Genomic DNA, 24158 nt, shown 5'->3' on the forward strand with positions numbered 1-24158 from the left:
GGTTGGCTTTCGGGGGATGGTTTCAATGCGTCGGTGCGCGCCACTCGTAGCGGCCGACGCCTTCCTCATCGGTCCAGAGCGGGACCGCTCGGCCGATGACGGAAGCTGCGGGGGTGGGTCCGAAATAGCGGCCGTCGAGGCTGTCGCGGACTTCCCAATTCATGAGGAAAAGCTGGCCGTCGCCGATCACTCGGCAGCCCCGCCAGACGGGCAGATCACGGCCGAGGCTGTCGCGCTCCAGCGCCTCGCCCATCTCGATCCCGTTCACCGTGATCGTGCGGCCGGTGCGGCAAACCCGCTGTCCCGGCAAGCCCAAGACGCGCTTCAACAGCGGGACGCCGCGCGTGATATAGCCGCGCTCGGCCATGAAGGCGGCGAGCGGTTCGGGCGGCATGACGGCGACCATCTCGGGCACCTCGATCCGCTCGGCCGGTGCGATGGTGTAGAAGCCGATGGGTGCGCTGGCCGTCGCGTTCCAGATGAGTTTCACGGGCCAATCGACGGCGCTGGCGGCGGCGATGCCGATGGCGGCGAGCGCCGTCACCGTGAGGGTGCGGCGGCGCGTCATGGGTCGATCCTTCGGCGATGAAGCCAAGCGGCATGTCGCTCGGGGGTGTAGGCGTGCGGCTCCAGATTGGCGGTCAAACGGTTATGGACGTGCCGCCAATGCTCCGGTGAGGCGTCGGCCGGATCGAGGCCGAGCGCATCCACGGCGTCGATAGCGACAAGCGCACGCTGCACCTTCGGCCAGCCGTCGAGGCGCAACAGGATTTCGCCGCCGGGACGCACGAACGGCAATGTCTGGAACGGCTCGCCCCGGCCGATGGCGCGCACAATGTCGATGCGGGAAACGACAGTGCCGTGCTCGCCCTTCGCCCATCGCACGAAGGCAAAGACGCTGCCCGGCGCGAAACCGACGACGCTGCGGCGGCGGTCGATGATCTGCTTGTAGCTCTTGCGGCCGAAGCGTATCCAGTGCTCGACCTTGCGTTTCTCGAAGGTCAGCTCGACCAATGTTGTGAAGGGCGCAGGCCCGTCCGGCAGCGGACGGCCGTGCGCGCTGCGGTGGGCGCGACGGGTCATTGTTTGTCTCCGGTGATGTGCTGGGGGCTGCGCGGGCGCAGCGCGTCGAGCGCGGCCGTCATGGCTCGCCCCTTCGGGCAGAACCGGCACCACGCTTCGGGTGCGCGCGCGTCAAAGAAAAAGAGTTAGATTCTCTGTTAGATAAGTTAGCGGTCGGATTCCGCTTTTCACGCCAGAGCGTTAGCTGCGGTTCGTGCGCCTGATCTGCCGATAGTGCTGCGCCTGATGTGCCGATACCCCGTGCGCCTGATCTGCCGATGGCATCAACAGGGTTATCAACAGTGCCTGTTGATGAGTTTTCGGGGCGGATGCGCAGCAGCTCGCGGCCGTCTTCCCGCTCGATCTGGAGGCGGTAGCCGGGGAGTTGCTGGCGGGCCGCGATCCGGCGCAGGTCGAGCGCGAAGTCGGACGGCCGGGCGAGGCTGCCGGATTTCTGATGAAGGTGCGCGACCTCGAAAATCCAGCCGTGGCGCTGGTGCCCGGCGTGCTTTCTGGCGACGCGGTAAAGCCATCGCTCGATGCCGCCAGTCAGCCGGAAATAGGCAGGGTCGATGGTCAGGACCAGCGAGCGGTCGATGACGCTATTGTAGAACCATTCGGGCAGGACAAATTCCATGCCCTCGACGCGGCCGGCGCGCGTCGTCATTTCCTCCCACTCGTTGATCCATGAGAATTGCCGGCGACGCCAATGCGGGCCGTTGCGGATGGTGGTGGCAATGACGGTCGATTGCAGCCGCGCCAGCGCGGCTTTCAGAAGCCGGTATTGGTGATTGCCGGTCGGCCGCCCGATGGCGCGCAACAGATGGTAGGGCGTAAACCGGACAAAGCGCGACGTGGTGAGGCCGTTGTTCTCGGCCGCAACGATCTGCGAGGCCGCCCATATCAGCACATCGGCGTCCCATATGGTCGCCATGCCATGCTCGGGCATCCCGAACACCTGCACCTCTATGTCGGCGGCCTTGTAGAGAATCGGCTTGGTGCGCGGGGTCTTCGCCAGCGAGAAGAACGGCCGTTCCATCAAGTCGCGCTGGTCGCGCGGCGGCGCGTCGCCCGTTGCGACCACGAAGGGGTCTAGACGGCTGCGCTCGCTATCCTCGGTCGGGTGCGCGGGGTCGTGATCGTCCTCGCGCAGCATCTAGCAGTCGCCCCGTTCTTCGGGCGTGAGGGGACGCGCGGGAAAGACGGTGCCGGCGGTCTTGTCGCGGGTGGATTTGCGTTCGCCGACCGCGCTCCAGTCTTCCAGATCGCGGACGGTGTAGAGGACGCGACCGCCGACCTTGCGATAGGTCGGGCCGGTCCCGTAGGTGCGATGCTTCTCAAGGGTGCGGATGGATATGCCGAGGAAGCGCGCGGCTTCCTTGGTGCGCAGCAGGCGCGGCGGCAGGCCCGCAAGCGGGTTGGGCATGGATCACCTCCAGTCAGGATTGGGCTGCCGGTGGCGGCAGCGGACTGTGGCGAACCATGGCGAGGGATCGGCGGCGCGTAGCGTGCCGCATTTGCGCCTATGCGCTGGCGGCACCCCCTCTGGGGTGATGCGGGCTAATAAATGAGATAATTCAGCGTCTCACTGCCTGCCCCGCCGAATAGGCAAAGACATTTACGGCCGGCTCGGATAGAAACGTAGACGGAGCAGACGCGCTGCTCTGGGGCGTAGTAACCCCTGACTAGCGGTTGGTGCCGGCCGTGACGGCACCACCATCCTCGAACCTTATGGTCGGGGAGCCCATGGCGTATGTCCAGGGCTTCTCGCCTAAAGGTCATGGGGCCGTCTAGTCACGGTTACTAACTCCCCGATCACCAGGTAGAGGGGCCAGTTGCGGGGGCGCACCGCAAACAAGGCTCTCTGGAACCTAGGAGGAGTGACTATGCGGGTTCCCGTCGAACTCGATCCCGATGTGGACGATGAAGCGCCGACCGGCGATACCATAACCGTCTATGACAAACGGCATTACGTTACCTATCTGCGCCTTCTCGATGCGAAGGCCGAGGGCGCGGACTGGAAGGAAGTCGCGCAGATCGTGTTGCACCGTGATCCGGTCGCCGATGAACTTCGCACCCGCCGTTGCTGGCGAAGCCATCTCGAACGCGCGCAATGGCTGTCGCGTGAGGGCTATCGGAAGATTCTGGAGCAGGCGGCAGCCAACAAGGCGTGAGGGTCACGCCACCCGATCAACGCTTGCCGGGCTTGATCGGGTAGTGAAGCAGAAGGCGATAGCCGCCGCGCATCATCTTGATACCGTGCGTGACCAGGCGGCGGGCCTTGTTCTTGCGAGGATCGCTCTCAAAGTCCTCCTTGGTGCCGCGAAAGCCGAGCAGGACTTCAGCGATGGTGCGATAACTTTCGCCATGCAGTCGGGCGTCGAGCGCGCGCAGGGACAGGATATGCCATTGCCGGAGTTGGGCGGGAACGGCCCGGAAGTCGGGACCGGGCGCGCGACCGTTGAGAGACCGCCAAAGACGGCGCGCAGCGTGGGCGCGCAGCTCCAGAAAGGAATCCATCGGCAGCGTGACAGCGTAGAACGCTGCCGCGTCGGGCACCGCCTTTGGCAGCCAGAATTGATGCGCGACGCCATCCACCTGCCAGATGCCGTGCCAGCCATCGGCCGCGCGGCGCATATCGAGGCCGTCGAGATGCGCCAACGTCAGTACCGGTTCGGTGTCGTCGTCCTTGTGATTGACGGGCGACAACATTACGGCTTGCGGTTGAAGGCGCGGACTCCAGATTGGCGAATGCTGCTCATGCGGCGCGTCTGGATCGCACGGGAAATCGCAAACCCCAGCGATGCGCGAACTCTTCGAGGTCGCGGGCATCTGTCCCTCCGGTCAATGCGATGGTCTGGCAGTCCCGACGATATTCGTCGTTGCGGCGCAGGTATTCCCAAGCGAAACCAGCGGCAGGGATGTGCTTTGTGTACCCGTATGCCGCCGGAGATCGCCAATCGATGCTGAGCATGGCGTCACCTCCCCAAGCCGGGATGCTGGGCAGCGCCCGGCAAAGAGAGGTTCAAGGATCGTTGGAAATAGAGAAGCCGCTCAAAGCAGATACCTTGAGCGGCTAACCCGATCATTCTTTGGTGTTTTTAGCTTAGCGACAGCCGGTGCTTTCGAGATGCCTGCCCTTATGAGCACGGACAGGCATTCACGTTCTCATCTGCTGGAAAACACATGCACCTCGCCATGCGCCGTCTCGATGGTGAACAGGTCGCCACCGATCTCAGCGTCGCGCGCCATCGCCTGCCAATCGACATAGTAGCGCAGCGCCTCGGGGATCGTGACGCTCTCTGAGGTCAATTCCTCCATATAGTCGGCGAGGCTGGCGTACTGACCATGATAGCAGTCTTGAAAGGCGGTTTCGGCTTGGTCCATGTCGCCACCGAAATGCCCCAGCAAGCCCGCGCCGAGTGCGCCATGCTCTGCGATGAAAGCGGCCATCCGCGCCACGCTGTCGATGCCGGCATATTCGGAGATGCTGACGCCCTCGAAGCCCTCATAGTCGTGAATGGCGTATTCCTCCGCGTCCTCGACGGGGGAACGGGCAAGCATCGCGGCAATCTCGTCCCTGATCTGGTCCGCGTCCTGATCCGCGTCGATCCAAGTGCCATGCAAATAGCCGTTATTGTAGGCGGCAAGGCAGGCGACATAGATGCGGGGGGTGCTGTCGGATACGTTGGTCATTTCTCTGATCCTCGGGTCGGAAGGTCAGCGAAGCGGAACGCCGCGCCTGACCTTCTGGCCGTCGCCGAGACCGGGTGTGCAAACGGAAGGAGGCTTCGCGGGGAACCGGCTGCACGGAGCGCGGCACGCGCGTAGGAAGCTGGGCGGAAGCCTCTTGAAGTGCGCGGAGGGCAGAGCCCTAAGTCTCAATCCTCAGAAAGGAATTTCGTCATCCAGATCGGGAGAAGTGGAATTGTTCATGGGAACCGCACCCTCGCTAGATGCCGTTGGCGGTTCCGTGCTTTGAGCGTCAACTGCGATAGGGGCTGTCCAGTGCCGGGCGATCCGATGCCAATCAACTTCGCGCTTGTTGGCACCTGTCCAAACATCCCAAAAATCAGGGTCGGCGGATTGAGGCTGATGCTCCTTTGCCAACTCGTCGATCTCGACCAGTACGGGAATAGGCGTCGCCCATCCCAACAGGATCGCCTGTTTTGATGGCAAGCTGGGCAGATCGCGCAGCAACCCACCCACGTTGTCTGGTACAAGACGCGCGACAAGGTTTTGGTCGGAATCGTTGACTATACGATGGAGAATGAAGGTGTTGCACTGAGCCAAAACGGTCGGCGAAAGCTCTGATGGTCGCTGCGACGACAGCACCAGACCTAAGCCGAATTTGCGTCCCTCGCGGGCAATGCGCTCGAAAATTTCCCGGCAGAGCTGGTTAGGACTGGACGCCGGGCCTTCGTCGTCCTTACCGCGTCGAATGAAGGTGTGAGCTTCTTCCAGCACGAGGACTGTGGGCAGTGATAGCCCCTCTGCATTGAGCCGCCGATAGCGTTGCAGAGATTCAAAAATCACCCGGGCCAGCACGGCCACAACGACGTGAACGACCTCGGAGGGGACCAAGGAAAGGTCGACGACAGCTAGCGGGCCATTGCGTGCGCCGTCATCACCGATATAACTTTTTAGCCATTCCTCGAAGCTGGTTGGCGGTACCTTTCCAATGACGCTTCCAAGCCGTTGATCCGCGAGCATGCTGCGAATACGAAGGCCAAGCGTGCTAATAAACGCCGCGAAATTTCCGCCTTGCTCGGCAGCCAGATGATCCAGATGTTCGGCAAGCAGTGTGACATCGAATGGAACTGGAGCGTCTTCACTGATTGCGGCGGCCGCGCCGACAATATCCGGTAGGGCATCTGTAACAACAGCGATGGCGTCACGGGCCGATTCAAGATCGCCGACCAAGAAGTCGTTAAAATAGGTCAATCCCGACCGCCGGGAGTCAACAATTTCAGTGATTGTGGCAGAAAGCGTTTGCAATAGCGTCGTCGCTGGGTCATCGACCGATGCTGCAAAATGAGCGGAATCCTCGGCGATGCCGCCCAGCAAGCGCGCGCAATCAAACCGGGGGCCGACCGCTCCGGCGAAGGCGGTGCTTCCCATATTGAGCATGGCGGTAATGCGACCACTTGAAACAAGCAGATGCCGCTTGATGGTGGCTTCTCGCGGTACATCTTCATGATGGCCGCTCTTCAGTTCTCGTATCCCGCGCAACAGAAGCGGACGTTGCGCACCCGGCTGGGCATGGGCAACGGCAGTCCATTCATGGCCGCTCCAAAGCCATGCCGGAACATCCAGCTCTCTTTCAGTTCCAACGACTGGTGGGACTCGGAACAGACGGAGTTGATCTCCTCGATCCGCAAAGGCTTTGGCATATTCGCCATTGGGATCTAGAACGATGAAGCGCGCGTTCGGATGGCCTTTTCGGCCCGCGTCACTCATCGCTTTTGCTCCTGCGTCGAGCGACCAGCGGATCAGTCCGGCAACCGTACAGGACTTGCCACTGCCCGTATTGCCGAGCACGGCGAGATGTCTGCCGAATAGCTTGTCGGGATCGACCTTGATCTCGGCGCTCGATGCAAGGGCCGAAGTCCCGATACGGACACGCCGATCCGACTCCTTCGCACCAACGATAGCCTCGACCTGTTCAGGTGTCGGCATGAGTACCTGATCGCCCACTGACGGAAACGCGGCTACGCCGCGCGACAGTTCATACACTGTCTGCTTCGATGCTCGGTCCCGCCGAGACGTGAGTGTGCCGACAGGCGAGACGCACATCTTTCGCAGTGGAAACGGAAGGTCGATCAGACCGAAATCTTTCAAGCCCGACCGTTTGGGATAGGGCGACCGCTCTATCCCGATCCATGATATGTAGGCGACCGTCGCGCCGGCCTCGTTAGGAATAAGGACATAGCCATTGAGGCGAGGAAATGCGGCAGGTGTTCCTGTGTTCAGCGCCGTTGCCTGCGGTGCATCCAATTCGAGCAGGATGCGGATTTCATCAGGCGAAACAGACTCAACCGCGCCGATAACCAAGCCAGCAATGGACTCTATGGGCGTGGTCATGCTGTTGTTCCGCCGCCTAACAATTCGCCGAACTCATCGGTAGTCGCAGCAGCAGCGTCTGGTGCGGACGGATGCTCTGGCGGGCGGTGCTTCAATAGTTCGGTCATGCGCCCGGTGATGTAATCAAGCGTTGGTTTCGGGAGGTAGTTTTCGATCAACGTTGTGAGGTCACCGAAATGGGGACCGATTAACAGCGATACCTGCGCCTCGCGAGTCCGTGAAAGAAAGCCTTTCAAGCGGTCATCCGCCGAGTAAGCGAGCACCACGAGATGGGTTGATGGGATCGTCAGCATGTCGAGCAACACGCGGTTGATGTGATCGTCCCCGAAGCCATAGCCGTAAGTGACGACAACCGCATTGGGCCTGCACGTTGCGGCGGCAAAATCACGAAACAGCTCTGCGTACGGATACTGTGTCGTTTCGACATCCTTCGCCGGGTTCGGATAGATCATCACCGTATCGACCGGCTTTTTGGGCAGATCGGTGTGATCGGTGGGGGCACCGAAGGGTATTCCCTTCCGCAAAATCTTCCGATCTGTCGTGCTGAATAGCCAGTCGAGAGAACCATGAAGTTTGGTCAGGCGGATGACGCCTTCCATGAAGCGTGGTTCCCCGCGAATGCCCGGCGGGTTGTAATGCACATCAACCTCGACGCGGGTTGACCGGAAAACAGGCGTGAGCGCTCCAACAAAACGGTCGATAATACGAAGCCCGGCGAGGTCGCAACCGTGCTCAATCAACCTGTCGTAGTTCGTAGTGAAGACATGCAGCCTCTCGCGCGAAGCCGCGCGACTGGCGAAGCTGAGTAGGAACGACTGAACTGCCCCTTCTGCAATGACTCGCTTTGCCGGATCGCCGCTGATCAGACCGGCTTCAGTTTTGAGAAGTGATTCAAGGAAACCACGGAGCTGTACATCCATCGCGGATTTAAGGGTGGCGGCTTTAGCCATATCAATGATCTTCAACCCCTCATAAACCGAAAGGGCTGCCCGGAACTGATCCTCGATATTGGCCGCACCACGCCCCATGCGTGCCGCCTCGTTCGCAGCGAAGTCGTCGATCTGCTTGTCGAACTCGCTCCCGAACACAACCTTGCCCATGCCTGTAGCATTGGCTCCGGCCATATATCCCACGGCGGTCGTGAAGCCGCTACCTATCAAAAGATTCAAGTGTTCGGCTTGAAAAACAGCGGATAGCCAAGGCTCGATCCGCTTTCGCGCTGACGCGATGAATTTATCTAGCGTATCGTCATCCGCAGGTAGATCGCTCCATGACTCGGAATGGCTCCCAACGCGATACGCATGCTTATCATCAAGATTCATATTTCCCCCGAACACACCCTACACGCCCTGAGGCTCGATCACCCTGAAAGGTGTTTTTCAAGAGCAGCATTAGTTGCCTTGAATAGGCGCTCGAACCGGCCTTCACTTGCGGCGGGCAAAACCGACGACGGGTCGCTGGCCATTTTTTGTAGGAACAGCCGCGTTGGCCGTGTTTTGTGAAACGCAATAGTAAGTGCATCAAACGCCGCCTCGAAGCGGCGGGCTATGCGAGGAATGCGGGCATTCAATTCCAACGTTTTGCCCTTCAGTTCCTTGGCGTAGGCTTCGTGCACAAGTGCTTCGTAAACAGCCGAGTCCAGTATATCTTCAATGTCGGCTTCAGTGGGGGGAGCTTCGAATGCTTCGCTTACGAAAACGATGTTATCCGACCGGATAAGCTTGCCTTTCACCAAATCGTCGCGCGTTGCCTTGGCGTCCTTTTCGTCATCGAATAGGACAAGCACGTTCAGTTGTTCAGACGTTAGCAGCGCTACCATGTAGTGAACTTTTTGCGCGCCGCCGGCTGGCGTTATGGTCAACCGGTCATCGAGGCCAACTTTTCCTTGCTCATTCAGATATGCCGAAACCGCCGAAAGAATCCAAAAGTCGGTGACGCCTTCAACAACCAGGTTGTTCGGCCCGATAAACAGGCTTTGGGCAAGGTCGTATCCAAGCGCGGCTTGCAACGGAAACAGGGTGCGGGCGTCACCGTTCGGGTCGTTGGAAACGGTCGTGCCTTCTTCTTCGGCAATATTGACCGTTCGTACCCAATCCAATTGGTGCGTTGGGACCATGAACGGTGAGTGTGTCGTATAGACGATTTGGTTGGTGAAATCGTCTTCGAGGTGTCGAAGCAAATCACCTTGCGACCGCGCGTGGAGATAGAGACCCGGTTCGTCCAACAGCAAAATCGCGCCATCGGCTTCGCCGTCTTCGGTATCTGCCGCGAACACGACATAGAACGCGAAAAACCATTGGAAGCCACGGCTTCTTTCATCAAGGTTCACTTCAACGTCATACGTACTGTTAGGATCGGAAATCAGCGTGTCGAAATGGTGTGCGTCGAGGTTGAAGCGTACCTTCAGTTCGCGGTCCTTCCACCGCTTGCGAATGGCGGTCGTGACGACGGCACCAGCACGGTTGGCTAATTGCCCACGTGTTTCTTGGTCATCGCTTTGCGACAGTTCGTTGAGCTTTTCAGGGCTAAGCCCGGCAACCTTACAAAGCTTTTCAAAATTTACGTCGGCGGCTGTCTGCTGCCCTTCATTTTTACGCTTGAGGAAGCGAGCAATATCTTGATGACCTCGTATTTCGGGGTAGTCTTCAAGATACATGAACTTTGGCAAGCGTTCGATAATCCAACCGCGCGCCTTCGAGTGTGCTTCTTCGCTTCCCGGGATGGCTTCGGCCATCTCTTCCAAGGACACAATTTTTTGGTCTTGGGCGTCTGTAAGTTCGATGTCCGCTGCTGCAAGCGCCTGCCGAAGCGCGGCAAGCGCCGAGGTCGCCGTTGCAGCCCATTTCGCGGCAGTCACTCCGGCACCGATGGCAACCACGAATGCGTCTGAAGCCCGCTCCAACTCGGCCTTTGCTTCGCCCGTCAACTTCGAGGCTTTTGCCTTGACCGCCGCGTCAATCTTACGCGCTTCGGCTTTAATCGCAGCGAGGTCGAAAGGGGTTTCCGGGGCGTCGATGCCAACATACCGCTTGTCGCCATATCGACGGCCAACAGTGACCTCAGACACACCTTCAGCGGCCGGCCAAATCTCAGCTAGGCGTCGCTGTTCGTACTCGCTCAATTGCCATGTGGAGTCTACAACCGGGGTGTGGTCGTTACATTCTGAAAGCTTCCGATGTCTCGGAAAATCCTTGATGGGATTGAGCGCCTTGAAGCCGTCTGCTGGGTTTAGACTATGAAGCGCCCGCAAGACGTTCGACTTGCCGCTCTCGTTTCGACCTAGTAACGCCGTGATACGAGAAACATCAACTTCACCGCTATCGTTGATGGATCGAAAATTCCTTACGCGAAAAGACTTGAGCTGCATTCGACACCCCCCCCCTTGAAGCACGAGGATAGGCGGTTCATGAGCCTCTCTCAATACAGTATGTGTCATCAAGACCAGCAACGAAGCTGCTGGAGCATGACCGCATCCCTCGGACTGGCTGTGGCATAGCGTCCGTGCACTAAAGGGCGTTGGGGCGTTCCTCAATTATCAGCTAAAAGCCACAAGTGATCCTCAAGTACAGTGACCGAAAGTGAAACGGGGGGAGCAAGGGGCGCGGAACACAATCAACCAAAGCCTCACGGGTCATTTGGGAGGGCTATAGCGTAGGTGTAGTTCTCTGTTTCTTCGGCTTCGGCCCGCCATCAAATTTGCGCCCACATTATCCCCATGGAATCAATCGCTTACGGACACTCTATTTTTTATTGTGTCCCAGACTTGTGACCCAATATTTTTCTAAGAGAAGCATTCAACGGGCGTCGGCAAGCACTTTTCTGATTCGATCCGCAATGAGGTGGCCCCGGCGTGTAAGCCGTGCGACTCGCTGTCGGGCGTCCTGAGGGTGCGGTTCAATACTAATCCACCCACATCCCGGAACATTTCTACGCTCCCACTCGCTGAGATACCGAACGTGTCTACTCATGCTCTGAGGTGCCATGCCGAGTTGCTGTGAGAGTTTGAGGAGGCAAGGCGGGTCTTTGTCGTCGCCGTCTCCCCACAAGACAACGGCCAAGAAAGTATTTGCTATTGTAAGCGGCATTTCGGGCCTGCCCGTCTGTATTAGTTTGTTGGCCTCTATGTACGCTTCGAGAAAGCGCTCACCATTCGCTTGCATGAAGGGTCCCCCTGAGTTGTAACATCGGGGAGAAGGTAAGAGCCGTGGAATCTGGGAGCAAGGGGAGAGACGGCTAAGGGTGGATTGTGTCCCAAGAATGGGGATGCACTGTGTCATTCTCTTCGCTATGCTGGCACAGTCGATTTAGGAGAGGTGCATGGATGCTGTATTTCAAAAGTTGACTGTTGCGATTGAGAGGGCTGAAGCCAGTCTATCTCGGATCGAGCGGCGCTTGGATGGCCTCGTGTTTCTTTCGTCCGAGTTTTCAAAGCGCACCCTGTGGCTTGCAGCGCTGTTATGTATACTCTCGGTAGGTGTCAACTTGGCCAGTATCTACCTATCATAACACCACATTATTCCCCCTTAGACAAGATTGTAGTGAAGTATAATGAGCAAATCCAAACCGGTGGCCCGCGTATTCATTGACACAAATATTTTAAAGTTTGCGGCGGTAAAGAAGCATGTTTACCGTAGAACAAAAAAGACGGTGAATTGGGGGGGCACGACATTTGAAGCCCCAATCCATGAGCCCTACACGCTCAATGGAATCAACAAGATCAAGAAAGATGAACAGAGGCGGGACGCGTTGTTTCTCGCAATGATTGCCTACGCGGGTATTTCAGATTTTCTCAGTTTTCACGTACACCGGGAAGTCGAGTTGGAAACTTGGGGCTTGCCCGGAATGGCTAGCCCTTCTGGTCGCTTTTTCGGCTGCCCTATTCAGGTAGTTCCCGATCCAATTGAGAGGCAACGTGTAGTAGCTGGCGGCGGCAGGACATTCAAAGAGCACGCTCTTGATTTCGTGAGTGCTATCGCCCATCCACGCTACAAGGAGCTTTCAAAGATGACTGGGGCGTTTCAAGGCAACGACCGTCCATTGAATCTAAATCAAGCGCTGGACGCCTATCATATTTGGTGTGCGGAGTCGGCACAAATGGACTACTTTTTGACGATGGATTATTCGTTAATGAAAGTGGTAGCAAAGTCGAAGGTAGGCACGCCTGTAACCATCATCACACCCGAGAAACTATTGCATAGGGTCGTACCGAAGTTTGGCCCCATAGGAGCAATTAAGTTCATGTGGAACGGTTATCGATTCGCGAAGCCCCGTGTTACCTTTGATGAAGGCAAGGGCTGGGCGTGACTTGTGCACTTCTTGGTTAACTCCACAGTTGGCGGGCTCTGTGGGCTCAGGTTGCCGCCTATCCCCAAATAGCTAAAGCCTTTTCCGTTCCCTGAGGGTCATCCTTGATGCGATAGACCGTCTGCCGGGAAAGGCCGGTGACCCTCGCCACCTCTGCAATCTGGGTCTCCTTTGAAAGCAAGTCCCGCACGGTATCGACCTGTTGCCGCGTGAAGCTCGGCTTGCGGCCCCTGTAGGCATCCTCTTTGGCCTTGGCATGGGCGATGCCCGCACGCTGTGCCTCTTTGGTAGCCTCTGCCTGAGCCTGTGCGGTTGCCGCCATGAAGGCAATAAGGGCATCCCTCACGGCCATCTGCATGGGGTCCTTGGTGCTTCCGTCGAAGACCATGCCATTGATGACTGTGCGAATGATAACACCCTTAGTGAGGAATGCCTTGATGGTCTCCGTCACGTCATCGTAGTTGCGGCCCAAACGATCAACCCAGCGGACAACCAGAGTATCTCCGGCCCTAAGCATATCAAAGAGGCGTTTGCCTTCAGGGCGGTTCCTCATGGGGACGCTGACGCCCGAGGCCCCCTTATCGGCAATGATGTGGTCAAAGGTGTAGCCCGCCGCCTCTGCCTGAGCTTGTTGGTGCTCAAGGGTCTGCTCATTGGTCGATACGCGGGCATAAAGGAATGTGGCCATGAGGTATGCCTCCAAGTGTCCGAATGGATAATGTCCGTATAGATGCATGTCCGAATGGAGGATGTCAACCCTAGTGGACGCTCTTCAGTCCGAAAATTTCACGTCCATTGAGGTATGCCCTAACGGACAAGGCGGCAGAGTGAGACTAGGCGTGGAAGGGGTGTGGTCTTAGTAGGCCTACCCCTTCGAGTCGTGCGTCTCGTCCCACTCCCGGCAAAGGTTGGACTTTCTGAAAATCGGGGGACGGGTACGGGGGGGAAAGCCTGCCCTTTGCCTCGTGGTTCAAACCTTCGCGTGCGACACCCTAAAAATTTACTGCCGGTATCTTTTGCTACCCTCAAATGTGTTCCCGTTTTGTTTTTGACGCCTTCTCGAATCAATGTCATTTAAAGGGACCGAACAAAGAGGAATGATGATGGTTGATTTGACATTGGTTTCAGGTATCGCCACCACCCTGAAGACCGCTATGGACATCGCAAAGACCACCAAAGAGATTAGCGATATGTCCACCGTAAAGGGCAAGGTCATCGAGATGCAGGACCTTATCCTCACTGCCCAGTCCTCAGCCATGGCGGCTCAGACACAGCTCTATGAAATCCTTCAGGAGAACGCCGAACTGAAGCGCAAAGTGTCCGCCGTGGATGACTGGAAGTCTACCGCTTCAAGGTACTCCCTGAAGGACTACGGCGGGGGGACCTTTGCGTATGAACTCAAGGCGGATGCAACTGATGGGGAGCCTACGCACAGGCTATGCCCTGCCTGCTTTGAGGTTGGCAAGAAGTCCATCCTACAGCATCAGGGAACCACTGCCTCCCAACAGCAACTCTTCAAGTGTATTCCCTGTGACCATGAGTATCGTTTGGGGAGCATAAACAAATCATCTTGGAACGGTCGGCAGAGAGCCTATGATCCTTACGGAGGCTGAGGGCTCTACTTGATGTCCTCCTGATGAAAAAACATTGATGGCCGTGCTCCCCGCGTTGGTCGCGATGCTGAGACACCCAGATTGTGTGAGGAGAGACTTGGGGATGGGCTTTAGCGGAGGGCTTAGAGGGCTGTGTGTAACCTGATTAGGTCGGGTTTATCCCTCCCTCTTCTCCTAACTCTTCCCGGTTATATCAAGTCAGTGACTTTGAGCATTAAGGCAAGGAAACAAAGAAGAGGCCGATGATGGAGATAAAGGCCTCCTCCCCACTCCAAGAGATACTCCCGGAGCAACTCCTATCCTTAGGAGCGAGTTATTTCCCTGAAGGCCGCAAGACTGGCTTTTCGACCACCTGAAACGTTCGCCCAAGCTTCTCCAAGCTGACTTGCTCCATGACCGCCACAGCGACGGAGCGATGTGTCTTTCTGCAAAGCAGGCCATCATGCATAGGACAGGCCACAATGCCCCGTGCGGCGAGTTCCAGCAGCACAGCCACCATCGTCTCAGATTCCCGAAACATCAACTCAAAGCCGATCTCTGAGCCGAACAGGGGCACAAGGGCCGGATGCAGTGCTGATATCGCCGCAATGAATTTCTCCATCGTCCAAGGTGACGGCAATCTTTCGACACCACGCGGAAAACGTGTTGCAAGACCGTCGCGGAAGAAAAACGAGTTAGTTAGCCTTTTGATCGTGTCGCGGTGTCCAACGATGCCGGGGACGGCGTAAGGGTCTCCATCAGGCATCTCCGCACCAAGACAGGTGTAAGCGAGTTGAAGAAACATGCCCTTGTAATCAAGATCGGCAATCTCCTCGCCGTCTATGGTAAACCTATAACGGAGAGAGCCGGGGAGGTTCTGCCAGAAGCCGTCATAGAGTCGTCCATGAAGAACGAACTCCGGGGCCTCCTGTCCGCGTGGCTGGGTGAAGATTCTCATAAGGCATTGCGGAGGAAGGCGGACACCATCGAACTCAAGGGAGACACTATTCAATGTGGCATTGATGGTCTCCATGTCCCGACGCATTGAGACCGTCTTGGAGGAGTCCACATAGTCCAGAGGTTCGGACGCCAGATTACCCTTCCGTCTGGTTCTGAGGATAACGGTTTCCTTCCCTTCCATCCTCCCGATATGCTCAAGGCTAACATCAGCGGTTTCCATGCGTTCCCTCAGGACATCACTCGGCGCTATCATAGTGCGCTTCTTCTTGTATTCTCCGGGTGCAAGGACCAGAAGCCCAGCCTCATGAAGCCCGCCGACACACCCACGCAAGACATCCGCATGAAAGGATTTCATGTCATAGCGGGTTTTCTTGGAGTTCCTGAGTCGCATGGCCACGCCTGATCGGGGAGCCGGGAACAGGTGGAAGGCTGCAAGGTTCGCAATGATGGACTTGAGGGCGGCTTCACGGCGGGCCATCGCGTCGGCTCTGGGCTTGCGTCCGGGAGTTATCGGCGGCTGTGGAAGGGACTGAAAGATTTGCTTGGAGAGGGCTTCGAGAGGGCCTAGCGGAATGAGCCAAGGGTCATAGTGGAGGGGCTTCAAGTCTTCGACCGATTGCGGAGCATTACTGATGGGATCACTCAAGCGCGGCCTCGCTTACATATAGCACGCCTATTAACTCCCCCGCTGAACTCGAAGGACCCCCAACCCTCACTTGACCACGCAAGGGATGGAGACCCTCAAGCATTTCCGGCTGAGATGGTGGATGCAATTTCCATCACTGTCTCCTTGTCCACCACGTCCACGCACAGAGCCGCGATGATCTCGCCAAGTACCCTCATAAAGCCTCCTTCCGCCCGTGGGTACTTCGAGACAGGGTAATGGGTTCCGCTGGCCTTGCGGTGGATGAGCTTGGCAATCTGGGTGTTCATGAAATCGGCATCTCTGGGGGCACTAAGAACTTCTCCCGCTACCCTCACTGTGAGGACGGCTTCAAGCAAGTAGCTACCTGACACCCCCGCATCCCGCACCCGTGCCAAGACCTCAAATGCCCGCTTCCGGTTGTCCAGCCCTGAGCCTGCCCAGCCCCAAGCTGTAACCTTGGAAGGGCCTGCTGCATGTAGCCGGTTCTCAAGGAGGTCAACCGTTCTCAGCACCCATTTGCCATCTTTGTGGGCAGACATCCAGCGCCTGACGGCCTCCCGGACGGGTTTCAATTCGGTTGCCGAAAAGCTCTTTCGCCAAGCAGAGCCGTGCCGTCGCTTGAACTCAATGTGACGCTTACAGTACATCTCGGAGAGGCCCTTGCTGGAGGCCCGCTGGGTTGGCCTCCTGCATCCCCACGCCATGCACTTTCCGTTTGGTTCCTCTGGAGCTTCCCCGGCGCGGCACTTGATGTCCAGCTTTCGGCGCATTCGGCGTTCGATGCTCATGGGACCTCCTTGAAGCCTAGGATATGATTCTTACTCAGCACCACGGGTACGAGGTTGCGAGACTCCGGGCGCTCCTCTAGCTGTTTGAGGGCATCCCGCGCCGCATGTTTCGCCATGAGGTATTCCGGGGAGAAGCCGCTGGGAGGCCTCATGATGGTGAGCCGTGAGCGGGCCTTGCTGATTTCGGCAAGGTACTCGCTGCCGACATACGGTTTGCCCTTGGTGGTCTTTCCGCCGCCTAGGTGGAAGTCCTGTAGGCGCTTCTGGAAGCCCTCGGTGTAGAGCTTGAAGTTTCTGCCGGGAAACAGGTCAAGTAGCTGGTAGGTGGCGTAGGCTCGTGGAAATTCACCATCTGAGGCGTAGCCATGGCCCTTGAAGAGTCGCACACCGGGGCCGTCCATGACGTGAGCACCAATGCCCACGCCTTGTCGTGCGTCTCCCTGTCTGCCCCTCGCTGTGAAGAGGTAGATTAGGACTACATCATCCATCTTTGCTGATCCTTAGAAGCCGATACGCTTGAGAAGTTCCGCGCCGGTCATCCCGGAGCCATCCCGTTCGGCCTTGTTGTCTAGGTAGGCACCTGCGGCTTCTACCTTTCGCTGCATTACCTGCTTGCGAAGCTCTGGGAACTCTTGGAGTAACCGTTTGTAGGCCGCCTCTCGGTACTTACTGACCGTACCAGAGATGGCCCAAAGTTTAGTACCCTGCGTGCCTGCATCGCCATCGGGGAGTAGCGCATAATCGGGGGCCTCCATGACTGCCTTGATGGCGTCCTTCATGGATTTCCCCGGAGCGGGCATCGCGGAATATTCCTGAAATAGGTCATAAGCATTCCTGCCGTTGCTCAACTTGACATCCCGGAGGTCAACCCCGTTTCGGGAGGGGTCTGGAAGGTTGAGCCCCTTGCCGGTCTCCAAGATGATGCGGTTATGTTCGCCCTGTACGATGTCGGGGGAGGACACAGTGGAAAGGCCTACTTGCTTCCATACAGGTTCCCCAAAGACATCTCGCTTTGGCGGCAGTGTCTCAGAGAAGCCGGGAAGGCGGCGCTTGACGGTATCAATGAAGGTACGAGCTTCCCTTAGATACGGATCATCGTTACCGTATGCACTAATCGCAGAGGAGGCGGGCACGAGGTTACCGGCGATATTCCCGGCGAAACGGCCTAGGCTCTGGTCTGGACTCCAAGCTGCCTCAATGGCCTGCCGGATGTTTTGTAGGAAGGCCCGCTCTCCTAGATTCTTGGAGATGGCGATGGCAGAAGCCGCTATGGCATCCGTGTAAGAGTCCTCGCTGGGATTGATCTGGAAGATTTCGGCAAGGTCCGCGCCGACGCTTAGGACAAAACCTGTCGGATCGAGCCTTCCCAGCGGGATATAGGTGGTGGAGCCATCCGCATTCTCCATCTTCAAGGAGTACGGACGCCAGCCCGTCGCCTCAAGTTCTTGTCGGGATTTTAGGTCGCTGGGGCCAGCACCCGTAATCCTTCCAGACATGCCCAGCATCGTAGAACTAGCAAGGATGAGGCTGCCGAGAGCCATTTGTCCATATGCCCGTGCCTGTTCCTCGGGCCCACGCGCTCCCCGAATCATCTCACGGTATTCTGCTTGTGCCATGTTCAGGCCGGGAGTATATTTCACGGCCATCCTCAGGACATTTACAGGAGTCTTCACAAAGGGCAGGACAAAGCCAACGGCGGGATGATTATTTCTAACCGTCTGGAGAGTGCTTCCCCATGTGTTCGGCAATAGGTCCTGTGAGAACGTGGTTGTCTGGGCCTCCTGAAGCGCGGCCTTGTCGGTCGCCCTGCCGTTTGAGTCAAATGCGGACGCCAGACGTTGCTCCAAGTAGTCTCGGAGTTCCGAGCCTTTCAGCCCCTGAGCTTCGCCCTGTACCATCGCATTGGCCTGCACAACAGCACGATATCGGACGGTCTTGAAAAACTCATCCTGTGCGCCGAGCGCCCGCGTCGGGAGGCCGGTTGCTGTGTGCCAGAGATTAGCCTTCCAAAGATTCTCAAAGAGGTCCATCGGTGATCGGACATCCCGAAGGTTGAGCGGCTGGTGGGTTGCTTGGGTGCCAGTCTCAAGCCATTCGGTCGCATGGGGGGCTAGACCGCTATCTCCACGGTCGAAGGCGTCAAGGGCGGCTTTGAGCCCGTCTGACAGAGAGGCTATCGTGTAGTAATACTCTTTGGCGGCCTGCTGTCGGATCGCAGAACCACCCCTAACGAAATAGCTACCGATTTGTTTTTCGAGGGATCGGGCACCAAGCATCAAGGCATTGCCCGTGATGTTGATGGCGTGGGTTTTGTAATTCCATAGGAGCCCATTCCTCATCTGAAATAGGCCCTCATCTATCACCCCTTTCCAGAAGCTATGCGTGGCGAACTCCCGGAGCCTCTTGGGGTCTCCCTCGGTGCCATACAGAAGGTCAACAAACTTGCCATTGTCCATCGTGTTGATTCGGGAGAGGTCTTCGGGCGTGATCTTGAAGCCTCCCTGTAGGCGGCGAAGCGTTCGGCCTGCATTGGACCTGATGCTCTGCGATTCTCCATAAGCTTGAACGGCTAGGGAGAGGCGGCGCTTCGCTTCCGCAATCGCGGCGGCTGTGTCACCATCGAAGTCTACAAGGTTTCCTGCCCTGATCTTCCTCACGATATCGAAGGTATCAAGGAACATCTGATTGGAGACCAGATAGCCCGCCTCCATCTGCTTCACCATGTCCTTGGCAGCATCGCCCGCCTTGGAGAGGTCCCTCATCAATGAGGCAGGGTCGTCCTCAAAGTATCGGGCCATCTGTCGAATGGATCGATCCACGGAGGCATCCTTCAGGACATCGCCGCCCTTCATTGCATCCAGCTCCGGCTTGAAGACCGTCACGGCATTGTCGATGAGAACCTTCACGTCTTCCGGTGTGCTGAGCTTCTGCCACGGGATACTTCCACCATCGGAGAACTTGTGTCCCTGAAGGAGGGCCTCATTGTAGGAACCTGCTTGCTCGATGGCGGAGAGGTCGAAGTCTGTACCGCGTAGGACTTGCGCCATGTCCACCTCAGGAGTCGTGGCTTTCGGTCCCTCTGAAACCTCGGGGGTCTCTAAGGGCTTCACGGCGTCGGCCTTGGGAAGATCGGAGGCCTCGGACTTCACCGGGACGGTTACCGACTCGTCAGACAAAGCCTGCGGCTTCTCACCCAGAGAGATAGGCATCTCGTCAGCGGCTTGAGGAGGGAGGTCAACCCTTTCGGAACCGGCCTGTACGCGGACCCTCGGCTTGCCTTCAGGTGCCGGTAGTGTCTCTGGCGAAGGTGAGACCAGAGGGTTACCGTCCACATCCACCCGTTCGCTACCGGCCTTAATCCTTACGCGGGGCTTCGGGGTTTCGGCTTCGGTGAGTGCCGCCAAGGAGTCGGGGGTGTCCACCTCCGCTAAGGCCACTTGGGCCGCCTCTTGATCTCCAAGCTTGGCGTAGCGATACGCCTTGAGGACACCCGCAAAGATACCTGTAAGAGCGAGGTCCATGCCCGCACCCTCAAGGGCGTTCTTCAGTCTACCCTCCATGTAACTATCGTTAGGGTCGGCGGACAGGTACTCGTTAATGGGATTGGAAAGGGCAGGATATTGCTGGATGAGGTTTGAAAGCCGCTCCTCATGGGGATCAAGCACGATGCCTCCCGCAAGAGCACCACGCCCAATCTCGTAGCCAACCTTGGCGACCTTCCCGGCTTGTTCTGCTTTCTGGGCGATCTTGATTGGAGCCATCAACTTGCCCGCCCCGATCATCCCCGTGACAAACTGGGAGACATCGGACACCACAGCGGCGGGCTGGTAGTTCTGGCCATAGAACTTGTCCTGAGCCTCTACGGCCTTACGGAAGTCCGTCTGGTCTTCTGGCTTGACGGGAGAGCCCGCCAGTTCATGCAGGAAGTCGCTTGTCTCAAAGCCTGCCTTTAAGGCTCCTGTGGTGACAGAGCCAAGAGTGGATCGGGCTTGGTTGATACCATTGCCAACAAACTCCCCGACAGGTCCCATGGATTTCAGGCTGGCTATACCTTGGTCGATAAGATTTCCGTCTTACGGTTCCGCTTCCGGGGAGGGCTGCTGTTCGTACTTCGCACGGGCGCGTTCCATGGCCCTTTGAAGAAGGTCATCCATATTATGTCTTCCTAAATTTGGTGGTGGAGGAGGTCAGGCCTTGATGGCGAAGTGGGGCTTGTCCTTGAACTTCTTCCACTCGGCCCCGATGTCGAGGGTGACACCGAGTTCCTTGGCGGCCTGCTTCATGGCGGCGACAATGGCCATCTGCTTGGCGTCGTCAAAGTCCACAGCGCCATCGTCATCAACTGGCCAGAGGTCCACTGCGCGGGAGCCGGAACCGTCCTTGTCGAGGTGGTCCGAGTCCATCGTCTTCGACCAGCCCCACTTGACGGCCTTCTTCTGAAGCTCCTCGGTACGGGCACCTGCGCCGATCACAAACTTGACCCCAGAGAGTTCCTGAGCCCGCCTGACGACATCGCCCAGCTTCGGCCTGAGGGTCTTGAGGTTGGCCTCATGGTTCGCCACGGGATCGGGGTTCCATTCGAGGAACTGCGCGACTTCCTTCTCGGGGATTTTGGCGTAGACGGCGGGGTTCGGCTTCGTGGCCTGCGGCGTCAGGATCGCATCGAACGGAGACTCCTTGGGTGTCTTCATGGCGGCAAATGCCGTCAGAACAGAGTCCGTCCCAACGCGGGCTTTCTGCCCGTCATAGTAGCCCTTGCCTGCGGTCGTCGGCAGGGAAGCCCATTCCTTCGCGAGATTGTTCATGAAGGTGGCATCGCTGATCTTGCCCGCCATCCAGTCATCGTAGCCTCGGCCCTTGAGGAGCTGCATAGCCATGGCGTCCTGTGTCTTCTCATCGAAGAGAACGCTGTCGCTAAGCTTCATCTGCTGCTGGAGGGTACGAAGTGTCTTGCCGACGATCTGGTAGCGACCCAGCGCCGAGGAGTTCCACTTGTTGTTTGGGTGGGCCAACATCTGGGATTGCAGCTTCTTGATCTCGCCCAAGGTCATCTTGGTGAGGTCCTTGTCGCCGCCCGTGTAGGCTCCGTAGCCCAGCGTCTCATTATACCCTCGCCGCTCGTCGGTGCCCTCGGTGTGGCCGATGAGATTGAGGATGGGGAGAGTGGGACTGTCGGAAAGGTTCGTGGAGTATCCACCATTGGCCACCACATTGTCGATCATCTGTCCGATGGCGTCTGCGGTCTGCTTGGCGGCCTCGTTGTCGAAGGTGATGGAGTCAGTCTTCATGGGATCAACTCCGGGCGGATTGTCGCCGCGTTCCTCCTTCAGGATTTCCCGGACTTCGTTCCAGACATCGGCATTGAATTGCTCAATAGGGATGCCTTCCGGCAGGTTGTCCTTGAGGCGCTTCAATTCAACATCATCAAGTCTTTCGAGGAATGGCGGTTGGTCCCCGCTGTAAAGTTGCTCCCATCGATCCGCATTGTCGTTAGGCGGACTATTGGAGGGGACAGGTGTAGGGGCACCCTCGGGATGGAGAATGCCCGTTCCTTCGTCACGCTCTATTTGCGCACGGCTCCGGTACTTGTCGGGGCTCTTAACGTCCGCAATGGCGGGGTCTATGCGCTGGATGATTAATTGGCCGATTTCGTTGATGGCCTTTTCCCGCTCCATTAGCGTTGCGGTGGGATTTTTCTCCTCCCATTCCATGAGCATGGCCTCGAAGTCCTGAGTTGCCTCAAGCCCTTCGTCAGTAAGCCCGCCAGTACCACCACTGAGTAAACTGCTGAGAAGGTTGGCACCGTCATCCATGGAAGTTGTTTTATCCCGAATGACGCCAAGGTATCGCTTGGCGGTTTGCCCTGTGAGGATGCCTGTGCCTTCTCTGCGGGCCTTTTCGTATCGGTCAGCACGGTCCAACATGTCCTTGAGTGTTGCCGGGTTACGGATGACACCATCTTGGGCGGCTTTGAGGACTCGTGCTGAGCCTTGGCCATTTCGGATGTCTATGAGGAGGTCATTGATGCGGCCCCTTTCCTCGGTGTTGTCCGCGTCGGCCAACGTCTTGCGAATTTCCACGAGCTTCTTGCGGGCTAGGCCGTCATGGCGTTCCCACTCCCGCATGACATCCTCGGGAACTTCGGCCATAGGGTCTTCGGCCAAGACACGGCTTACGGTTGCCACAATGGTCCGTTCTCGCTCTGTGTCCTTCTTCTTGCGAAGTGCGTCCTCATCCACCATCCGTTGGCGGTTCAGGGTGTCGATCTTGGAGATGGTGTCTTGTTTGACATCCCTGTAGTCTGGGTAGTCGGACATCTTGACCGTATCGCCCGGAAGCATCTTGTCCAGAAGGTCGAGCATGGCGGGATCACCATGTTCCAGAGCCTTGGCGGCGATGGTGCTCACGAGGGTCTTGTCATAGTCCTCCCGTCGAGTACCTGCGCCGAGGGCCTCCTCACGCTGGGCTATAAGATCGCCCCAAAGACGCTCGTAGTCCGTCCCCTTGCCGCTCCCCAAGCCCTCGTCGTTGGCGGCATCAATGGACCGCCCGGAGATGGCCGCACGGGTATTGAGGTTCCCATTGTAGACCGACTTGGCAGACTCGGAGGTGAACATCTGGTGTCCATCCGCCCAGAGCTGCCGAACGTGGTCATTGAGCGGGGCCAACATGTCGGGGTCGTCCGTCTGGACGTTGGACTTGATGAAGTCCCCGAGGAAGGTCTGGAAGGCCTGAGGATCGTTACTGTTACGGCCATCCCAATTCAGGTACGCCCCGTTGAATTTCTCACGGAGCTGGATGCCTGCGAGATTGCCCTGAGCCGCCTTGTAGGCCTTCATGAAGACCGGGGATTGATTTGGCGGGATTAGGCCGCGCCGTGTGCCCTCTGCCCAACCGACTCCGTTCAGCTTATTGAAGAGGGCTTCGCCCTGCACCTTATCAGCTTCGTCTTGCTTCTGCTTCCGCTTTGCGAGAAAGGCTCCCATGCCGCTGTCCAGTTCGGAAAGGCCCTGTGCCACTTCCCGGAGTGGTGATGGTGAGGGCTCGGCGGGGCGAACATAAGTGTCTGTGGGCTGGGCTACCGGCTGTATGGCACTAACGCCTTGAATGCGCCTGACTGGTTCTCTTGCCATGTGTCATTGTCTCCTTGAGCCGCCTCCCGGACATGACGAAAGGCCCGCAACGTGGGTACGTCCGGGAGGAAACGGCGTGGATTGTGGTGGTGGGTTAGTTCTGGGGGCTCACTAGGCGGAGTTGACTGCGGCGCTCTAGGGCCATCTGTTCGCGACCATCCCGCCTTATCCGCTCAAAGGTCTCATCGAGTGGCCGCGTGATGTCTATATGTGCCTCAGTGAGAAGATGGTCCAGTTCGCGCAATCGGACGTGCTTCTGTTCGGCCTCTTGCTGTTCTTCCGGGGAAAGGTCATGGAGTTCTGGGAGGTGCCCGAGTTCTCTAGCCAGTTGGTTGCGCTCGATCTCGTACTCTGTAGCTTTCAACGCGGCTGACGTAATGGGATCAACCCTAGGCGGCTCGGATGGTGGCATGGGGTTCTTTCTTGAAGGCAACACAAAGCGCCCGCTGAGGGCATTCCTCACGGGTCGATGGCTTTGAATGATGAGTTTGGATGGAGCAGGACCACACCCGCTTATATCGTTAGGACGCCTATTTCGCGGGACGTGGAACTATTCAATAGGGCATCTAATTACGGGACCGAGTAGGTC

Annotated in this window: 19 protein-coding genes; 3 read left to right on the top strand and 16 right to left on the bottom strand. The window is 57.7% G+C overall.

The features are described 5' to 3' along the window. Window positions 1-22: 22 nt before the first annotated feature. From BTN45_RS03395 to BTN45_RS03410, 4 genes are read right to left on the bottom strand one after another with little or no spacing between them, the layout of a single operon-like run. Complete coding sequence (locus BTN45_RS03395; protein ID WP_207588936.1) at window positions 23-568, bottom strand: S26 family signal peptidase; 546 nt, start codon at window positions 566-568, stop codon at window positions 23-25. Continuing rightward, window positions 565-1083, bottom strand: coding sequence for a DUF2840 domain-containing protein (locus BTN45_RS03400; RefSeq protein ID WP_207588938.1), 519 nt, complete (start codon window positions 1081-1083; stop codon window positions 565-567). The genes BTN45_RS03395 and BTN45_RS03400 overlap by 4 nt, the downstream gene beginning before the upstream one ends. Before the next feature lie 58 nt (window positions 1084-1141). Then, the gene (locus BTN45_RS03405; RefSeq protein WP_207588940.1) at window positions 1142-2218 is read right to left on the bottom strand and encodes a replication initiator protein A; all 1077 of its coding nucleotides are present in this window, start codon (window positions 2216-2218) and stop codon (window positions 1142-1144) included. After that, the gene (locus BTN45_RS03410) at window positions 2219-2488 is read right to left on the bottom strand and encodes a helix-turn-helix domain-containing protein (protein ID WP_024353481.1); all 270 of its coding nucleotides are present in this window, start codon (window positions 2486-2488) and stop codon (window positions 2219-2221) included. It lies immediately after the preceding gene. Between the two features lie 460 nt (window positions 2489-2948). Between BTN45_RS03410 and BTN45_RS03415 the strand changes: the two genes are divergently transcribed. Continuing rightward, window positions 2949-3236 carry a DUF2285 domain-containing protein gene (locus BTN45_RS03415; RefSeq protein WP_207588942.1) on the top strand — a complete coding sequence of 96 codons (288 nt, stop codon included), beginning with the start codon at window positions 2949-2951 and terminating at the stop codon, window positions 3234-3236. 16 nt (window positions 3237-3252) lie between these two features. Here the strand turns inward: BTN45_RS03415 and BTN45_RS03420 are convergent, their stop codons facing one another. From BTN45_RS03420 to BTN45_RS03445, 6 genes are all read right to left on the bottom strand, one after another. Then, window positions 3253-3774 (bottom strand): DUF2285 domain-containing protein, encoded by a 522-nt coding sequence (locus BTN45_RS03420; protein ID WP_207588944.1) that lies wholly within the window; start codon window positions 3772-3774, stop codon window positions 3253-3255. A 46-nt stretch (window positions 3775-3820) separates the two neighbouring features. Next, window positions 3821-4036: a DUF6499 domain-containing protein gene (locus tag BTN45_RS03425; RefSeq protein ID WP_207588946.1), complete on the bottom strand. Its 216-nt coding sequence runs from the start codon at window positions 4034-4036 to the stop codon at window positions 3821-3823. Window positions 4037-4230: 194 nt separating this feature from the next. After that, window positions 4231-4758, bottom strand: a complete 528-nt coding sequence (locus tag BTN45_RS03430) for an antirestriction protein ArdA (protein ID WP_207588948.1) — start codon at window positions 4756-4758, stop codon at window positions 4231-4233. 192 nt (window positions 4759-4950) lie between these two features. Continuing rightward, a complete protein-coding gene (locus BTN45_RS03435) occupies window positions 4951-7146 on the bottom strand; it encodes an ATP-binding protein (RefSeq protein WP_207588950.1) in 2196 nt (731 codons plus the stop codon). After that, window positions 7143-8468 carry an SIR2 family protein gene (locus tag BTN45_RS03440; protein WP_207588952.1) on the bottom strand — a complete coding sequence of 442 codons (1326 nt, stop codon included), beginning with the start codon at window positions 8466-8468 and terminating at the stop codon, window positions 7143-7145. Before BTN45_RS03440 ends, BTN45_RS03435 begins: the two co-directional genes overlap by 4 nt. A 38-nt stretch (window positions 8469-8506) precedes the next feature. Then, complete coding sequence (locus BTN45_RS03445; protein ID WP_207588954.1) at window positions 8507-10513, bottom strand: AAA family ATPase; 2007 nt, start codon at window positions 10511-10513, stop codon at window positions 8507-8509. A gap of 1181 nt (window positions 10514-11694) precedes the next feature. On the opposite strand from BTN45_RS03445, the gene BTN45_RS03450 reads away from it, so the two are divergent. Next, window positions 11695-12450: a hypothetical protein gene (locus BTN45_RS03450; RefSeq protein ID WP_207588956.1), complete on the top strand. Its 756-nt coding sequence runs from the start codon at window positions 11695-11697 to the stop codon at window positions 12448-12450. Window positions 12451-12508: 58 nt separating this feature from the next. On the opposite strand, the gene BTN45_RS03455 is transcribed toward BTN45_RS03450, so the two are convergent. Next, window positions 12509-13138 carry a recombinase family protein gene (locus BTN45_RS03455; RefSeq protein ID WP_207588958.1) on the bottom strand — a complete coding sequence of 210 codons (630 nt, stop codon included), beginning with the start codon at window positions 13136-13138 and terminating at the stop codon, window positions 12509-12511. A gap of 415 nt (window positions 13139-13553) precedes the next feature. Here BTN45_RS03455 and BTN45_RS03460 point away from each other — a divergent pair, with 415 nt between their 5' ends. Continuing rightward, window positions 13554-14063, top strand: coding sequence for a hypothetical protein (locus tag BTN45_RS03460; RefSeq protein WP_207588959.1), 510 nt, complete (start codon window positions 13554-13556; stop codon window positions 14061-14063). 313 nt (window positions 14064-14376) lie between these two features. Here BTN45_RS03460 and BTN45_RS03465 read toward each other — a convergent pair whose 3' ends face one another. The 5 genes from BTN45_RS03465 to BTN45_RS03485 all read right to left on the bottom strand — a co-directional run bounded on the left by BTN45_RS03465 (window position 14377) and on the right by BTN45_RS03485 (window position 23569). Beyond that, window positions 14377-15648, bottom strand: a complete 1272-nt coding sequence (locus tag BTN45_RS03465; protein ID WP_207588960.1) for a hypothetical protein — start codon at window positions 15646-15648, stop codon at window positions 14377-14379. A 95-nt stretch (window positions 15649-15743) separates the two neighbouring features. Further along, the gene (locus BTN45_RS03470) at window positions 15744-16436 is read right to left on the bottom strand and encodes a hypothetical protein (RefSeq protein WP_207588961.1); all 693 of its coding nucleotides are present in this window, start codon (window positions 16434-16436) and stop codon (window positions 15744-15746) included. Further along, the gene (locus tag BTN45_RS03475; RefSeq protein ID WP_207588962.1) at window positions 16433-16924 is read right to left on the bottom strand and encodes a hypothetical protein; all 492 of its coding nucleotides are present in this window, start codon (window positions 16922-16924) and stop codon (window positions 16433-16435) included. Before BTN45_RS03475 ends, BTN45_RS03470 begins: the two co-directional genes overlap by 4 nt. Before the next feature lie 12 nt (window positions 16925-16936). After that, entirely contained in the window at window positions 16937-20467 is a 3531-nt protein-coding gene (locus BTN45_RS03480; protein ID WP_207588963.1) for a hypothetical protein, read from the bottom strand. A 156-nt stretch (window positions 20468-20623) separates the two neighbouring features. Beyond that, window positions 20624-23569 (bottom strand): hypothetical protein, encoded by a 2946-nt coding sequence (locus BTN45_RS03485; protein WP_207588964.1) that lies wholly within the window; start codon window positions 23567-23569, stop codon window positions 20624-20626. Window positions 23570-24158: the final 589 nt, after the last annotated feature.

The organism is Rhizobium sp. ZX09 (assembly GCF_017357485.1).
Lineage (GTDB): Bacteria > Pseudomonadota > Alphaproteobacteria > Rhizobiales > Rhizobiaceae > Agrobacterium > Agrobacterium pusense.

Coding starts and splice junctions, on each gene's coding strand:
- BTN45_RS03410 (WP_024353481.1), bottom strand. CDS start 2,488: ATGCCCAACCCGCTTGCGGGCCTGCCGCCGCGCCTGCTGCGCACCAAG.
- BTN45_RS03400 (WP_207588938.1), bottom strand. CDS start 1,083: ATGACCCGTCGCGCCCACCGCAGCGCGCACGGCCGTCCGCTGCCGGAC.
- BTN45_RS03485 (WP_207588964.1), bottom strand. CDS start 23,569: ATGGCAAGAGAACCAGTCAGGCGCATTCAAGGCGTTAGTGCCATACAG.
- BTN45_RS03455 (WP_207588958.1), bottom strand. CDS start 13,138: ATGGCCACATTCCTTTATGCCCGCGTATCGACCAATGAGCAGACCCTT.
- BTN45_RS03420 (WP_207588944.1), bottom strand. CDS start 3,774: ATGTTGTCGCCCGTCAATCACAAGGACGACGACACCGAACCGGTACTG.
- BTN45_RS03460 (WP_207588959.1), top strand. CDS start 13,554: ATGGTTGATTTGACATTGGTTTCAGGTATCGCCACCACCCTGAAGACC.
- BTN45_RS03415 (WP_207588942.1), top strand. CDS start 2,949: ATGCGGGTTCCCGTCGAACTCGATCCCGATGTGGACGATGAAGCGCCG.
- BTN45_RS03395 (WP_207588936.1), bottom strand. CDS start 568: ATGACGCGCCGCCGCACCCTCACGGTGACGGCGCTCGCCGCCATCGGC.
- BTN45_RS03470 (WP_207588961.1), bottom strand. CDS start 16,436: ATGAGCATCGAACGCCGAATGCGCCGAAAGCTGGACATCAAGTGCCGC.
- BTN45_RS03405 (WP_207588940.1), bottom strand. CDS start 2,218: ATGCTGCGCGAGGACGATCACGACCCCGCGCACCCGACCGAGGATAGC.
- BTN45_RS03440 (WP_207588952.1), bottom strand. CDS start 8,468: ATGAATCTTGATGATAAGCATGCGTATCGCGTTGGGAGCCATTCCGAG.
- BTN45_RS03430 (WP_207588948.1), bottom strand. CDS start 4,758: ATGACCAACGTATCCGACAGCACCCCCCGCATCTATGTCGCCTGCCTT.
- BTN45_RS03450 (WP_207588956.1), top strand. CDS start 11,695: ATGAGCAAATCCAAACCGGTGGCCCGCGTATTCATTGACACAAATATT.
- BTN45_RS03445 (WP_207588954.1), bottom strand. CDS start 10,513: ATGCAGCTCAAGTCTTTTCGCGTAAGGAATTTTCGATCCATCAACGAT.
- BTN45_RS03425 (WP_207588946.1), bottom strand. CDS start 4,036: ATGCTCAGCATCGATTGGCGATCTCCGGCGGCATACGGGTACACAAAG.
- BTN45_RS03480 (WP_207588963.1), bottom strand. CDS start 20,467: ATGGGACCTGTCGGGGAGTTTGTTGGCAATGGTATCAACCAAGCCCGA.
- BTN45_RS03475 (WP_207588962.1), bottom strand. CDS start 16,924: ATGGATGATGTAGTCCTAATCTACCTCTTCACAGCGAGGGGCAGACAG.
- BTN45_RS03435 (WP_207588950.1), bottom strand. CDS start 7,146: ATGACCACGCCCATAGAGTCCATTGCTGGCTTGGTTATCGGCGCGGTT.